Here is a 14,111-nt window from a genome sequence, read left to right as displayed (position 1 = left end):
CTCTTCCTTTGTTCCAATGTCTAAGCTAATTTACTTGCAGCTGCAAACCTCTTGTTAATCTCATCCCAATTAATTACGTTCCACCAAGCATCTAAATAATCTGCGCGGCGATTTTGGTAATTTAGATAATATGCATGTTCCCATACGTCATTACCTAGAATGGGATATTTACCTGCACTTAAAGGACTATCTTGGTTAGCTGTAGTCGTCACTTCTAACTTGCCACCTTTGTTACGTACTAGCCAAACCCAACCACTACCAAAACGACCAGCACCAGCTTCATTAAACTGTTTTTTGAAAGCGGCAAAACTACCAAAACTTTGATTAATCGCGGAGGCTATATTTCCTGTTGGTTCTCCCCCACCTTTTGGCTTCATAATTTCCCAGAACATTGAGTGATTTACATGACCACCGCCATTATTGCGTACTATTTTGCGAATATCTTCTGGTACACTGTCAAGTTTCTGCAACAGTTCTTCAATAGTTTTGCCTTTCAGTTCTGGGTGTTTATCTAACGCTGCATTCAAGTTTTTTACATAAGTTGCATGGTGTTTATCGTGGTGAAACTGCATCGTTTTAGCATCGATGTGTGGTTCCAGTGCTTCGTATGCGTAGGCTAAAGGCGGTAGTTGGATAGCACCTGTTTTTTCTGATGTTTTATTTGGTGTTGTTTCAGGTGTTGTTTCAGGAATTGCAGTGTTTCCTTTAGGAGATTTTTCTGCCCATGCACAAGCATCGAATACAAAAGCACCCGCACCTGCTGTGAGTAAAAACAAGAAATTGCGTCGATTAATAGTCATATAAGTTTTTGCAGCTAATCCATTAAGTCTCTATTGCCGTTTTTATTTTCTTAGATTTTGGCTACAAAAAATTGGAAGTTTGCGATTATTTCTGGCAGTTTAATAAACTATTTACAAAATTTGTAATATTAATTACTAATATTCAAAAAGTTATGTATTTTTACTTAAACTATCTTTTTACAACTAATCATAGGTTCGCACCCAACCACCAAAAAACAAACCCTATCGTCACAAGAGGCGCTACGCGGTGTTAAGGGAATTGTGGGGTATTGGGTAGTTAATCGAGGTCGTCAGGCATTTCACCCACATTATACTTTCTTCTTATTTTTTCCTCACTTAAAATCAAATATAGGCTGATCAAGTCCTGGGGGTAAGTGTAAATGAAACACATACTTATCTATGTTAGTAGGATCAGACGGGTCAACAGTACGCTTAGTCCCGTATCCCCATACACGTTTTATGTATTTACCGAAGAATGCTCGCGATCCTTCCCGTCCGGTTCCGATATTCCTTTTCTCATTATCAAATTCATCGAGCGTTGCTCCTTTCGTGAGTAGGGTGACAATTATATGTATTTGACTATTTTCTTTAGTAATAGGTTTAAGTTCCTCCTTATATTTAGGAGTAACATCGGCATATTTATCAACATTATTAGTTGTTTAGTGTTTTGTATTTTTGGTGAAATGTCGGGAAATGCCTGTTTATCAATAACGTACTGAAAAAATTTGTTCAACGGTTAGATTGAAATCTGGAAATGTTGGCGACTCTATACGGTCGTCTCCTCTAAATTTTTTCCCACGATATTCACCCTCATCACTTAAAGAGTAAACTGTGACTGTTGGCTGTTTGGGGTCGCCGATCAATTCTTTGCTACCCAAAGCAGCATAGTCCACAATCCAATATTCTTGAATACCCATTTCTTCATAGTCAGCAAACTTTTTATGATAATCATCTCTCCAGTTAGTACTGACAACTTCAATTACTAATGGAATTGAAGCTGGTTTACTAAGGATAGATTGTTTCTCCCATAATGGTTCATTACCCAAGTTAGAAAAATTCATTAATAATACATCAGGATAGTACCCTGACATTTTATTTTCTGGCTTCACTGTGGCTGTTTTAGGTATACCGTAATAAAGTTTAAGACGAAGACACTCATACCCTAATATCATTGTCAAAAATGCTACTATTTGCTCGTGTTTTCCTGATGGTGGCGGCATTTGAATAATATCTCCATCGTGTAATTCATAACGAATGTTTTCCGGTTGTGTTTCTAAAAACTCTAAATATTCATCAAATGTAAATAGTTTTTGTAGTGATTGAATCATTATTTCATCCTGATTATGGATATAAACACTTCACACTGCTGTAACCTGAAAATTAAGAGTTAACGGGGTGTAGCGGCCAAAGGTGAAAGTAAATTGGCATGGACGCGCCAAGATTGTTACTCAGCAAGAGATACAGCAAATTTTCGCTATTGGGTTAACAAATGACCGCGATCGCACGACGCAAGGGCAAGGTCAGAGTTACGCGCTTATAACATTCTGTCCCCAGTTTTGGGATCAAATACAAACAAGTGATTTAAATCAAGTTGTAGAGAAAGGCGATCGCCTAGACGCAGACGCACATCCCCGCCTACCTGAATATTCAACACCACCGTCGAACCAGGTAAGCCAGCACGAATCAAAGTTTCCCTTCCCAAAGGTTCTACCACCTTAACTTCCACAATTAGATGACTATCATTTCTTTCTTGGCGACTTGGTGAATCAGCGCTGTAGGCGGGTTTTCCGCCGTAGGCGACTGTGAACCCAGAGGGCGATTCGTTAATAAAAATATGCTCTGGACGAATCCCCAGATCGTAACTGTGTCCCTGACGCAAATGTAATTTTTCTTTCACATCTGCTGGAATCGTTAATAATTGCCTACTCACATCAAAACCGTCATTTTGATAAATCGCAGACAAAATATTCATTGGTGGACTACCTAAAAAACTTGCCACCATCTGATTAGCAGGACTTGCATAAATAGTTTGGGGATCGCCAATTTGTTGAATTCGCCCGCGATTTAGCACGACTATTTTATCAGCCAAAGTCATTGCTTCAACTTGATCGTGGGTGACGTAAATAGTTGTAATCCCTAATTCTTGATGTAACTGTTTTAATTCTGCCCTTGTATCGTCGCGTAATTGGGCATCTAAATTAGATAAAGGTTCATCAAGTAAAAACACTTGGGGTTCACGAGCGATCGCTCTTCCTAATGCTACCCGTTGTTGCTGTCCTCCAGAAAGTTGTTTGGGTTTACGATCTAGCAGGTGATCCAGAGAAAGCGATCGCGCTACATTCATCACCCGTTCTTGAATGATTTTTCGGTCAACCTTCCGCATTTGCAAGCCAAAGCCGATGTTTTCTGCCACGCTCATGTGAGGATAGAGGGCGTAGTTCTGGAACACCATCGCCACATCTCGCTGTCTGGCTGGAATATTATTCACCAAGCGATCGCCAATGAACAGTTTACCTGATGTGGCGGTTTCTAAACCTGCGATCGTTCGCAAAATTGTAGATTTACCACAACCCGATGGCCCGACTAAAACCCAAAACTCGCCATCGGGAATTTCAAAGGTAATATCCTCGATCGCGGTGACGTTATTGAATCTACGCTTAATATCTTCTAGACGAACGTTTGCCATTATCCATTTTGATATTTACAGTTTGGGATCTGCGTTTTAACTCAGTACTAGGGGCTTTAATCCGTCCCATCTGAGGAACTGTGAGGCTGTTTTGCAAGTGCAGAAAGTAACCATCTTCATCCCGTTCAATGATGACGTAGAATTCTCGCTTGGTGGGATTGATCATAATCTATTTGTCCGTAAGCTCAAAATCATTATTTTTCTGAGTTCTTTGTCCAAGCAGGGTGAGATAGTAAAGAAGCAAAGACTCGTACCCCCCGTAGTTGATTAGAGAGGGGTAAATGACCTCTCGGCGCACTCAAATCCCAGGTAAAGCTGTTAGGGTATCGCGTCCAGTTATTACCTTCTTTCCAGCCAATTTTTGGCCAGAAGTTTTCCCAATTTTTACCCAAACTTAACCAGATTTCTCGCTGCACTGAAAAGCCAAATTTACCTTCGGAGTGGACTAACCAGAGGTTATTAATGGTTTGCAAGTCAACAGCCGGGGTATTTTCTACCTCAGTAAAGTACAACCATTTGCGTTGTACAGCCGTTGGCCCTGATAGTTCACACATTTTTTCGATGGTGACGCGATCGGCTGCTTGGAAGTCTTGAGTAACAAGCAGCTGTTGCAAAGAATTGTAGTTTATCCCGCACTCTGATTTTAGAGGTACAATTCCTTCAGGAAAACAGGAGCGCAAAAATTCTTTGGCTTGAGGTGCATCGGAGTTATAGAGGACTTGATAAGCTTTGCCATCAATCCAAGTCGCTGGCTTCTCACGTCGTTTGAGTAAAAATTCCATCAACACGTCTAATCCCTCATTACCCAACTCAGCTAACTGTGGGATTATCTGCTGTTGGACTTTTTCAGACCCAGCGATTAACGGTCGTCGGAGGGAGTCGATGTCATTAGCAGGGCCTGATAAAATCATTGGGTCTGTCATGCCATTCTCGTTTTAGCGGTCATTGAAAGAGTGGTAAGCTATCTGGCATTCTCCAAAGTGAAGCATTGATAGCGAAAAGTAGTTTACTATTTTTGATCGTACAAAATTGCGATCGCTTCACTGAATCCCACACTTAATCTCCAAATAATGTACAAGGAGAATAGGGGGAAAATCTTTGCCTTATGGCTTGGTGAACAAAAGATATAGCAAAATATACAAGCCTGCCACATAAGGATTTTTTGACTAGCAGCGTATCGATTAGGAGTGTGTGAACGATGTACGACAAGATTACCCCCCCCGCAGCCGGAGCAAAGATCGCCTTCACAAATGGTGAACCAATCGTACCGGACAATCCAATTATCCCCTTTATTCGTGGCGATGGAACAGGTATCGACATCTGGCCTGCTACCCAAAAAGTTCTCGATGCTGCGGTAGCCAAAGCATACAAAGGTCAACGTCAAATTAGTTGGTTCAAGGTTTATGCTGGTGACGAAGCTTGCGATTTATACGGTACTTACCAGTATTTACCACAAGATACTCTCACGGCAATTGAAGAGTATGGTATAGCTATTAAAGGGCCTTTGACTACTCCCGTTGGGGGAGGAATTCGTTCTTTAAATGTGGCACTAAGGCAAATTTTTGACTTATATGCCTGCGTGCGTCCCTGTCGTTACTATGCAGGTACGCCCTCTCCCCACAAAAATCCCGAAAAGCTGGATGTAATTGTTTATCGAGAAAATACGGAAGATATTTATTTAGGCATTGAGTGGCGACAAGGTAGCGAAATTGGCGATCGCTTAATTAAAATTCTCAATGAAGAACTAATCCCCGCCACCCCAGAACATGGGAAAAAACGCATTCCTCTTGATTCTGGTATTGGCATCAAACCCATCAGCAAAACTGGTTCTCAGCGCCTAGTTAGACGTGCCATCAAACACGCCTTGCTTTTGCCCAAAGATAAGCAACAAGTGACTTTGGTGCATAAAGGTAACATCATGAAGTACACCGAAGGCGCTTTCCGTGATTGGGGTTATGAACTAGCAACTAGTGAATTTCGCCAAGAAACTGTCACTGAACGGGAATCTTGGATTTTGAGTAACAAGGAAAAAAATCCGAATATTTCTTTGGAAGAAAACGCTCGACAAATCGATCCTGGGTTTGATAGTCTCACCGATGAGAAGAAAGCGCAAATTGTCAAGGAAGTCGAAACTGTTCTTAACACAATTTGGACAACCCACGGCGATGCCAAATGGAAAGAGAAAGTTTTGGTGAATGACCGGATTGCTGACAGTATTTTTCAACAAATTCAAACTAGACCGGATGAATATTCGATTTTGGCGACGATGAACTTAAACGGCGATTACTTGTCTGATGCTGCTGCTGCCATTGTTGGTGGATTAGGAATGGGGCCAGGGGCAAATATTGGTGATTCTAGTGCCATATTTGAAGCTACCCACGGTACTGCACCCAAACACGCCGGCTTAGATCGGATTAATCCTGGTTCAGTGATTTTGTCTGGTGTGATGATGCTGGAATTTATGGGTTGGCAGGAAGCCGCAGACCTAGTTAAGAAAGGTTTAAGCGATGCGATCGCAAATAGTCAAGTCACCTACGATTTAGCCCGGTTGCTAGAACCGCCAGTTGAACCTTTAAAATGTTCTGAATTTGCCGACGCAATTATTCAGCATTTTGGTTAAGTTCATTAGGGCTAAGTCGAATTACCCCACCCTAACCCTCCCCTTATAAAGGGGAGGGAACTAGATTTCTTGTTTCCCCCCAATGCATCGGGGGGATTAAGGGGGGTAATTTGACTTGTGTATACACGGTTTTTTAAGGGAGGTTAAGGGGAATCAACAAATATTTAATACTTCTCAGACATCCTCTGATAAATTAACTATTTTAAAAAAGCGAAATGGCATTTGATTTGCAAAAAATACCAAAATCAGAAAGCAAACTGGGGTTTGAGTAAGTCAAATGGCATTTTGAGAAAGCAAAAGCTTCTTTTACTTGCGGAAAACACCAAAATGAGAAAGCAAAAGCTTCTTTTGAGTAAGTCAAAGCTTCTTTTACTTGCGGAAAACACCAAAATGAGAAAGCAAAAGCTTCTTTTGATTAAGTCAAAGCTTCTTTTACTTGCGGAAAACACCAAAATCAAAAAGCAAACTGGGGTTTGAGTAAGTCAAAGCTTATTTTGAGTAACTATTTGCGGATTTTGCTTATTCAATTTAGTTAAAATATGAAGTTTAGATAAATTTTTTGAAAAAATTACTGATAAATAATGTGTATTTTGAACAGTCAGATTTTAAGGTAGTAAGTAGTTAAAAAAACAAAGTCTCCGGCTTTTCTAAAAAGCTGGGGATTTTTTTGGGGCAATCCCCTATAAAGTTTCCGTTATTCGGATGTAGAGCGATCGCTAGAGTTATCGATAACTCGGTGCAAGTTATCCATTAATTCCGATTTAACCCAATCGGGAGGGATGCCTTTTAGCTTTGGCATCGAGTGGAAATACTTCGGTTTCCTCGTTACCCAGTAAGCAATCGACACCACTCAACAAAAAATATAGAGTTTCGGCGATTTGGCGAGTGGTGTCGATGAACATTTAAAACTTTTATCCTCTTTGTACTCAATTACACTAATTGCTTTACCTGTGATTTCGCTAATTTATCAGGCGCGATCGCTCCATTCTCTGTAATGATGGCTGTAATTAATTCAGCCGGAGTCACATCAAAAGCTGGATTGTAAAAATCTACACCTTCAGGCGTGAGAATAGTATTCCCCACTTGATATATTTCTGTTGGATCGCGTTCCTCAATGGGAATTTTGCTGCCATCAGCTAATTCAAAATCAACGGTGGAAAGGGGCGCAGCCACAAAGAAAGGGATATTATGGGCTTTAGCTGCGATCGCAACACTATATGTACCAATTTTATTAGCAGTGTCACCATTAGCAGCAATGCGGTCGGCACCCACAACCACAGCATGAATCAAACCCTGTTTCATGCAATGGGCTGCCATATTATCAGTAATTAATGTCACCGGAATACCTTCTTGCACACATTCCCAAGCAGTGAGTTTTGCGCCTTGCAAACGGGGGCGGGTTTCATCAGCAAATAAACGTTCTAAACGTCCTTCTCTCCAAGCAGAACGCACAACACCCAATGCAGTGCCATAACCAGCCGTAGCTAATGCCCCAGCATTACAGTGAGTAAGTAGCGTCAGCCTTTCGGGAGTAGCGGGTAAAACTGCCAAACCATTGTCACCGATCGCTTGACAGGTTTGCAAATCTTCAACATTGATTGCTTGGGCTGTTTGGAAAAGGTTTTGCTTAATGTCTTCTACAGTTCCCAGCGTTTCTTTAGCAACTTTCATCATTCGACTAATTGCCCAAAATAAATTTACCGCCGTCGGCCGAGTAGAACGTAACAACTGGGCAACTTTATCTAAGTTTTGCAAAAATTCGGTGCGATCGCTTGTCTCAATTTCTCTTGCACCAAGATACATTCCATAAGCCGCAGCTACACCAATTGCCGGCGCACCCCGCACAATCATCGTTTTAATCGCCCGCGCCATATCTTCACTGCGGTGGATTTCTACAAATGTATATTCGTTGGGTAAGCGTGTTTGGTCAATTAGTGACACCGAATCGTTGTGCCAAATAACGGGATAAACATGGTTTGTGGAAAGTGTCATAAAAAAAGTATGATTTTTATCGCTAATCATCTTGACAAATCCTGTTTGAGAGGGAAGCAAACAGCCCTGCCCTTATAAAGGAGGGAAACCAGAAAATCTAGTTTCCTCCCCAATGCATCGGGAGGGTGCGGTAAAACCCTGATTTATCAACTATTTCCGACTTTTGTGTACTGTACACCGTAGCTTTTATAAGGAGAGGGCTGAATTGGTGTTCTAGGCAATGAGACTAAAATCGCTGGTACTCAGAGTAATACCAAGATTTCCTAAACGGGCAAACTCAAATACTGTTCCTGTACCCAGGAGATTGCCATCTTGGTTATAAAATAGGCTGCCAGTGCTTTGACTAAACACAATACGTGCATTACTAGCATTCACAGATTGATTATTAGTGACAACTGCAAAGTCAGTTAAAGCTTGACCCACACTATTAGTAACAGCATTAAAAGTGGTTTTACTCAGCACAATCTGATCTTGTCCCTTTTCAAACTGAGTGATGTTATCAACACCTAAGCTTGTGTCAAAAACACCGTTACTTTGGAACATATATTTATCCTTCCCAGTTCCACCAATGAGAATATCATTGCCTAGTCCTCCTAAAAGTTGGTCATCACCATCACCTCCCTGAAGAGTATCATTTCCGTCACCACCAATCAGGGCATTATTCAGTGTATTACCAGTGATACTGTCATTACCTATGCCACCCGTTGCATTTTCGATAACGTTGTTGGCAGAGAGAATCAGTTTGAGATTACTATTAACAGTTTGCGAGGTGGTTAAACCTAGATTGACATTGACGGCAACTGTAGTATCACTAAAGTTAATAGTATCAGTACCACCTGTTGTGGTTTCTATAATTGTGTCGGTTCCTAAAGCAGTATTAGCGACAAAAGAATAGGTATCATTTCCTGTTAACCCTTGGAGTTGATCGTTTCCGCCACCACCAATTAGGGTGTTATTCAGCGTATTACCAGTGAGACTGTCATTACCTGTGCCACCTGTTGCATTTTCGATAACGTTGTTGGTAGAGAGAATGAGTTGGAGATTGCTATTAACCGTTTGCAAGGTAGTCAGACCTAGATTTAGATTGACGGCAACTGTAGTACCGCTAAAGTTAATAGTGTCAGTACCACCTGTTGTGGTTTCTGTAATTGTGTCGGTTCCCAAAGCACTATTAGCGAAGAAAGAATAAGTATCATTTCCTACTAACCCTTGGAGTTGGTCATTTCCGCCACCACCAACAAGATTGTTATTGAGTGTATTACCAATGAGGGTGTCATTTCCTGTGCCGCCTGTTGCATTTTCAATAACGTTGTTGGCAGAGAGAATGAGTTTGAGGTTGCTATTAATCGTTTGGGAAGTGGTTAGACCTAAATTTACATTTACGGCAGTTGTAGTACCGTTAAAATCAATAGTATCAGTACCATCTGTTGTTGTTTCTATAATGGTGTCGGTTCCCAAGGCACTATTAGCTAGGAAATAATAGGTATCATTTCCAGCACCACCATACAAAGTATCATCACCCGCACCACCTTCTAAACGGTCATTTCCTTGTTCGCCAAACAGGACATCATCACCTCTCAATCCTCTGAGGGTATCATTATTTAAACCACCGAACAACTGATCTGCGTAATAGTCATTACCATCAATAGTCTGAGCAAAGTTATCAGTATTCAAAAGGAAATCACTGGCTTGCAGTAGGCTAGGATTGATGCCATTGAGTTTCAGTTGGGCAGGATAACCACCAGAGAAAGTTGTAATTAAAGCATTATTTTGACCGTCATTAGTAATCAGCTTTTGCAGGGTAGTCCAATCACTAATGTTTAGGCTTCTGACATCAATTTTATCCTGTCCTTGGATAAAATCCATGACGACATCGTTTTCTTGATAGTATGCCAAGTCAAATACATCATTTCCTGTCCCACCATACAAGGTATCATCGCCTCTACCACCTTCTAAACGGTCATTTCCACCTAGCCCAGAAAGGCTATCATTACCGTTTAAGCCTTGAATAGTATCATTGCCAGAAGTGCCAACTAAAGTATCGTTATTATTTGTTCCTTGAATAGCCATAGTTTTACCGTCTTTTTTTGGGTTTAAAATGGTGGAAATGTAAATTGACACACGATGTAATAGATATTACATTATTTGTATTAGCTTAATATTAAATATTAATTAAGAAGCCTATTTAATATCAGAATCAAGTTTGATTTTTAAAAAATGAATTGACAAAATGTTAGGTTAAACTTCAGTTGTTGAACCCATGAAAATTATGAAGTGATCGCGTGTTAATGCACTGATACTGCTACTAAATTAGTAATATAGAAATCCTGACCATAAACTAGATTAAGTATAGAGATAATCGTTACGTAGGCGATCGCTAAATTTTTAATCTACTAATATTAGTTTTGCTGTTTTTATACGCGATCGCCCACACCTGAGTCACAAGTATGGGCGATTCATTCTACAAAGAATTAACTAAACAACAGCAGATACTTGCTGCTTAAAGAAAGCTTGCAACACTCTCTCTGCTATTTGATGACTAGTTAAACCTAGTTCTGTTTTAGATTCATCAGGTTCAGCATGATCTACTAACACATCTGGGACACCAAATCGCTTGACAGGAACGAGAAGATCTGCATCCATTAAGGCTTCAGCGATCGCACTACCAAAGCCACCCATGATACAACCTTCTTCTAAGGTGATAACACGGCCGATTTTCTTAGCTAAAGGTAAAATCAACTCGGTATCCAAAGGCTTAACAAAACGGGCATTAATTACAGTTGCTTCAACGCCGTGTTCGCTGAGAATTTCGGCAGCTTGCATTCCTGGATAGACCATTGTGCCATAAGCGACGATTAACACGTCATCGCCGGTGCGGAGAATTTCGCTTTTACCAATTTCCAAAGGTTCCCAACCTTCCTCCATTAAGGGAACGCCGTAGCCATTGCCACGAGGGTAACGCATAGCGATCGGGCCACTGGTATGGTTAACACCAGTTACTACCATGCGTTGCAGTTCTGCTTCGTCTTTCGGTGCCATTATTACAATGTTGGGAATGCAACGCAGATAAGCGATGTCATACATACCCTGGTGAGTGGGGCCATCAGATCCAACAATTCCTGCCCGATCTAAGCAGAAAAATACTGGCAGATTTTGGATGCAGACATCGTGAATTATTTGGTCGTAAGCGCGTTGCAGGAAGGTAGAATAAATGGCGGCTACGGGGCGCATCCCTTGAGTTGCAAGTCCTGCTGCTAGGGTAATTGCATGTTGTTCAGCAATACCGACATCAACATATTGATTGGGTAGTTTGGCTTGAAGTTTATCTAAACCTGTTCCCGTTGCCATAGCCGCAGTAATCCCAACGATTTTGGGGTTTTGTTCGGCAAGTTTCACAAGAGTGTGAGAAAAGACTTTGGCATAAGCCGGAGGTTTTGGTTTGTTGGAAGGAATGGCTTTGCCGGTTGCAACGTTGAAGGGGCTTTGGGCGTGGTAGCCAACTTGATCTAGTTCAGCAATTTCATAGCCTTTGCCCTTAATGGTGGCTACGTGTACCAAAACTGGGCCTTGGATTTGATGTGCTTGTTGGAAGGTGGCAATCAATTCTTCGAGATTATGCCCATCTACTGGGCCAATGTAGGTAAAACCGAGTTCTTCAAAAACTGCCCCTACCTTGGGAACAGCCAAACGTTTCATACCTTCTTTGATGCGTCCGAGTTCGGGAGACAAAGATTCACCCACGAAGGGAATTTGCTTGAGTTGTTCCTCAAGATTATCTTTGATAAATTGCACTGGCTGGCTGAGGCGCATTTTATTCAGATAGCGGGGAATCGCGCCGACGTTGCGAGATATGGACATGTCGTTGTCGTTCAGAACAACCAACAGGTTAGTTTTCGGCATGTGTCCCGCGTGGTTGATGGCTTCTAAAGCCATACCGCCAGTCAGCGCCCCATCCCCAATCACAGCAACGGCTTTAAATTTTTCGCCTTTCAAGTCTCGCGCTAAAGCCATGCCCAATGCTGCGGAAATACTTGTAGAAGCATGTCCCGCACCAAAATGGTCAAACTTGTTTTCACAGAGTTTGAGATAACCTGCAACTCCGTCCTTTTGTCTGAGGGTGTGGAAGCGATCGTAGCGTCCTGTAAGGAGTTTGTGCGGATAAGCTTGGTGTCCGACATCCCAGATCACTTTATCCCGATCTAAGTCCAGTGTCTGGTAAAGTCCTAGTGTTAATTCTACAACACCCAACCCTGGCCCCAAGTGTCCACCATTAACTGCTACGGTTTGGAGATGCTTATCTCGAATCTGACGGGCAATCTGTTGTAGTTGGCGAACAGATAAACCGTGCAACTGATTAGGATGGGTGATTTCGCTCAGATGCATATTATAGTGTTTTCCTCTTTAACTTCCAGTTTCGGTATTTTGATTTTCCCACGGTCGGGTTGTCCACATAATCACACTCTTACATTGTTACTAAGTTGTAGTGGAAAGTATAACTTCGTAATTAATAATGGTGAAAAATCTCTAAATCATTAACAATTCGTCAAAATAAGGTTGCGATCGCATAAACTCGCAGCACATTTGTCAATAAGTAATGCCACTTAAATGCACTCCACAATTTGTATAGAAAATCAAGCTTTCAGAAAAATTCTGCGGAAATTATTTAACTCGGTCAATCAGTTTTGCTTTTTGAAGCGATCGCAAAAGACAGTTAAATATCTTAATTTCTAGCTATATGTTCAGCAGAATTGCTGGCAAGTATTTAATAATTATTTTATTATTCTGTCTAACTTTATCAAACAGAATTCAGGAGTCAGAATTCAGTTGGGTATTCTGACTGAAAAAGCGGATAGCGGAGCGTAAAGTCTACGGCATAGCTTCCCTTAGAGCGAGTCTGCGTAACCCCTGCTCTTAGAGGTTGAATGAACAAGTATTTCGCTGTGACTTTAGGCACTTTTAGATCCCCCTTAAATCCCCCGATCAATTGGGGGGAAGAATCAAAGTCCCCCAATTTATCGGGGAGCCACTGCGGTCTTGGGGTCTCCCCAAGTGAAGCAAGTGGCGTGGATTTAGGGGGATCTAAAATTTTTGATACCCACAAGAGGACTTTTCAAACATCCTCTTAAGCAAGCTACGCGCCGCGTCTCGTAGAGAGTGTATTGATTCTGATAGGAGTTGACAGGAAACGTCTCCGGCTCCGCTCCTGTTAGCGGATAGCTAAGGTTTAGCCATTCTGACTTCTGAATTCTTCTTCAATAGCGATCGCTAGTTTATCTAGGCGCAACAAATATGTCTTAGCTAAATTCAGTATTTAATTAAATATCCCCGACTTCTCAAAGAAATCGGGGATCTAAGCCTTTAGATTTTCACAAATCAAATAGGATTACTACTTACCAAAAGCATCCTTGATGCTATCAACGGTGCGTTCAACAACATTCTTTGTGTTGTCTACTGCTTCTTTAGTCCGAGCGGCATCTTCATTTGCTCTTTTTTGAATTGTAGCCGCATCTTTCTTTGCTTTGCGCTCAATAAAACTACCATTGTCTGTTGCTTGGTCAACTTTACTGGCATTACTCTTGGCAGCATCCTTCACTTTATCTGCCGCATCATCAATAAAATTTTTGGTTCGTCCAGCATCTCTACTGGCTTTTTCTTGAGCGCGATCGCCTGAGTCTGAGGATGCGATCAAGGTTGCAGCAGGATCGGCCATTGCTGAGGTGTTCGAGAAAAATGCACCTTGCCAAACAAAAGCGATCGCTAACATACAAAACAGCGTCGTAGCCATCCAGCGTTTTACCGTGGAAAGCTGTTTTGTAAAAGAATTTGATTTCATAGAATGCAATCTCATGTGATTTAGTATACTATTTTTACTTCATTTAGCTGATTTGCCATATCAATCCTTAGATAGAAGTTCTTGCATCATTAGTTATGAAACAAGTTCACTATTTTGATAGATTGAATTTTGAGTCAAGATTTTTTGCTGGTAATTAAACAGGTTACGGGATTTTAGACA

Annotated in this window: 11 protein-coding genes; 1 reads left to right on the top strand and 10 read right to left on the bottom strand. The window is 41.3% G+C overall.

Translation table 11 applies throughout. The features are described from left to right. Positions 1-20: 20 nt before the first annotated feature. From V7K42_RS10910 to V7K42_RS10890, 5 genes are all read right to left on the bottom strand, one after another. Positions 21-800: a superoxide dismutase gene (locus tag V7K42_RS10910; protein WP_334916032.1), complete on the bottom strand. Its 780-nt coding sequence runs from the start codon at positions 798-800 to the stop codon at positions 21-23. 704 nt (positions 801-1,504) lie between these two features. Further along, the gene (locus V7K42_RS10905; protein WP_334916030.1) at positions 1,505-2,128 is read right to left on the bottom strand and encodes a Uma2 family endonuclease; all 624 of its coding nucleotides are present in this window, start codon (positions 2,126-2,128) and stop codon (positions 1,505-1,507) included. Positions 2,129-2,334: 206 nt separating this feature from the next. After that, on the bottom strand, positions 2,335-3,486 hold the full coding sequence (locus tag V7K42_RS10900) for an ABC transporter ATP-binding protein (protein ID WP_334916028.1): 1,152 nt from the start codon (positions 3,484-3,486) through the stop codon (positions 2,335-2,337). Beyond that, positions 3,458-3,652 carry a hypothetical protein gene (locus V7K42_RS10895; RefSeq protein WP_334916026.1) on the bottom strand — a complete coding sequence of 65 codons (195 nt, stop codon included), beginning with the start codon at positions 3,650-3,652 and terminating at the stop codon, positions 3,458-3,460. The genes V7K42_RS10900 and V7K42_RS10895 overlap by 29 nt, the downstream gene beginning before the upstream one ends. Before the next feature lie 28 nt (positions 3,653-3,680). Further along, complete coding sequence (locus tag V7K42_RS10890) at positions 3,681-4,409, bottom strand: GUN4 domain-containing protein (protein WP_334916024.1); 729 nt, start codon at positions 4,407-4,409, stop codon at positions 3,681-3,683. A 275-nt stretch (positions 4,410-4,684) separates the two neighbouring features. Between V7K42_RS10890 and V7K42_RS10885 the strand changes: the two genes are divergently transcribed. Further along, positions 4,685-6,106 (top strand): NADP-dependent isocitrate dehydrogenase, encoded by a 1,422-nt coding sequence (locus V7K42_RS10885; RefSeq protein WP_334916022.1) that lies wholly within the window; start codon positions 4,685-4,687, stop codon positions 6,104-6,106. 761 nt (positions 6,107-6,867) lie between these two features. Here V7K42_RS10885 and V7K42_RS10880 read toward each other — a convergent pair. The 5 genes from V7K42_RS10880 to V7K42_RS10860 all read right to left on the bottom strand — a co-directional run bounded on the left by V7K42_RS10880 (position 6,868) and on the right by V7K42_RS10860 (position 13,931). Continuing rightward, positions 6,868-7,008 (bottom strand): hypothetical protein, encoded by a 141-nt coding sequence (locus V7K42_RS10880; protein WP_334916020.1) that lies wholly within the window; start codon positions 7,006-7,008, stop codon positions 6,868-6,870. Positions 7,009-7,036: 28 nt separating this feature from the next. Then, positions 7,037-8,098, bottom strand: coding sequence for an S-methyl-5-thioribose-1-phosphate isomerase (gene mtnA / locus V7K42_RS10875; protein ID WP_334916062.1), 1,062 nt, complete (start codon positions 8,096-8,098; stop codon positions 7,037-7,039). A gap of 213 nt (positions 8,099-8,311) precedes the next feature. Continuing rightward, a complete protein-coding gene (locus V7K42_RS10870) occupies positions 8,312-10,168 on the bottom strand; it encodes a calcium-binding protein (RefSeq protein WP_334916018.1) in 1,857 nt (618 codons plus the stop codon). Between the two features lie 405 nt (positions 10,169-10,573). Then, positions 10,574-12,481, bottom strand: coding sequence for a 1-deoxy-D-xylulose-5-phosphate synthase (gene dxs, locus V7K42_RS10865; RefSeq protein WP_334916016.1), 1,908 nt, complete (start codon positions 12,479-12,481; stop codon positions 10,574-10,576). 1,003 nt (positions 12,482-13,484) lie between these two features. Next, a complete protein-coding gene (locus V7K42_RS10860; RefSeq protein WP_334916014.1) occupies positions 13,485-13,931 on the bottom strand; it encodes a hypothetical protein in 447 nt (148 codons plus the stop codon). Positions 13,932-14,111 lie beyond the last annotated feature (180 nt).

Origin of the sequence: Nostoc sp. (assembly GCF_036917455.1) — a bacterium.
In the GTDB taxonomy this organism is placed as follows: Bacteria; Cyanobacteriota; Cyanobacteriia; order Cyanobacteriales; family Nostocaceae; genus Nostoc.
Note: the sequence above shows the minus strand (reverse complement) of the source record. Positions and strands in the feature narration are given on the sequence as shown.

Excerpts from the sequence above, each read along its gene's own strand:
- V7K42_RS10910 (WP_334916032.1), bottom strand. The coding sequence starts at position 800 with ATGACTATTAATCGACGCAATTTCTTGTTTTTACTCACAGCAGGTGCG.
- V7K42_RS10905 (WP_334916030.1), bottom strand. The coding sequence starts at position 2,128 with ATGATTCAATCACTACAAAAACTATTTACATTTGATGAATATTTAGAG.
- V7K42_RS10900 (WP_334916028.1), bottom strand. The coding sequence starts at position 3,486 with ATGGCAAACGTTCGTCTAGAAGATATTAAGCGTAGATTCAATAACGTC.
- V7K42_RS10895 (WP_334916026.1), bottom strand. The coding sequence starts at position 3,652 with ATGATCAATCCCACCAAGCGAGAATTCTACGTCATCATTGAACGGGAT.
- V7K42_RS10890 (WP_334916024.1), bottom strand. The coding sequence starts at position 4,409 with ATGACAGACCCAATGATTTTATCAGGCCCTGCTAATGACATCGACTCC.
- V7K42_RS10885 (WP_334916022.1), top strand. The coding sequence starts at position 4,685 with ATGTACGACAAGATTACCCCCCCCGCAGCCGGAGCAAAGATCGCCTTC.
- V7K42_RS10880 (WP_334916020.1), bottom strand. The coding sequence starts at position 7,008 with ATGTTCATCGACACCACTCGCCAAATCGCCGAAACTCTATATTTTTTG.
- mtnA (WP_334916062.1), bottom strand. The coding sequence starts at position 8,098 with ATGACACTTTCCACAAACCATGTTTATCCCGTTATTTGGCACAACGAT.
- V7K42_RS10870 (WP_334916018.1), bottom strand. The coding sequence starts at position 10,168 with ATGGCTATTCAAGGAACAAATAATAACGATACTTTAGTTGGCACTTCT.
- dxs (WP_334916016.1), bottom strand. The coding sequence starts at position 12,481 with ATGCATCTGAGCGAAATCACCCATCCTAATCAGTTGCACGGTTTATCT.
- V7K42_RS10860 (WP_334916014.1), bottom strand. The coding sequence starts at position 13,931 with ATGAAATCAAATTCTTTTACAAAACAGCTTTCCACGGTAAAACGCTGG.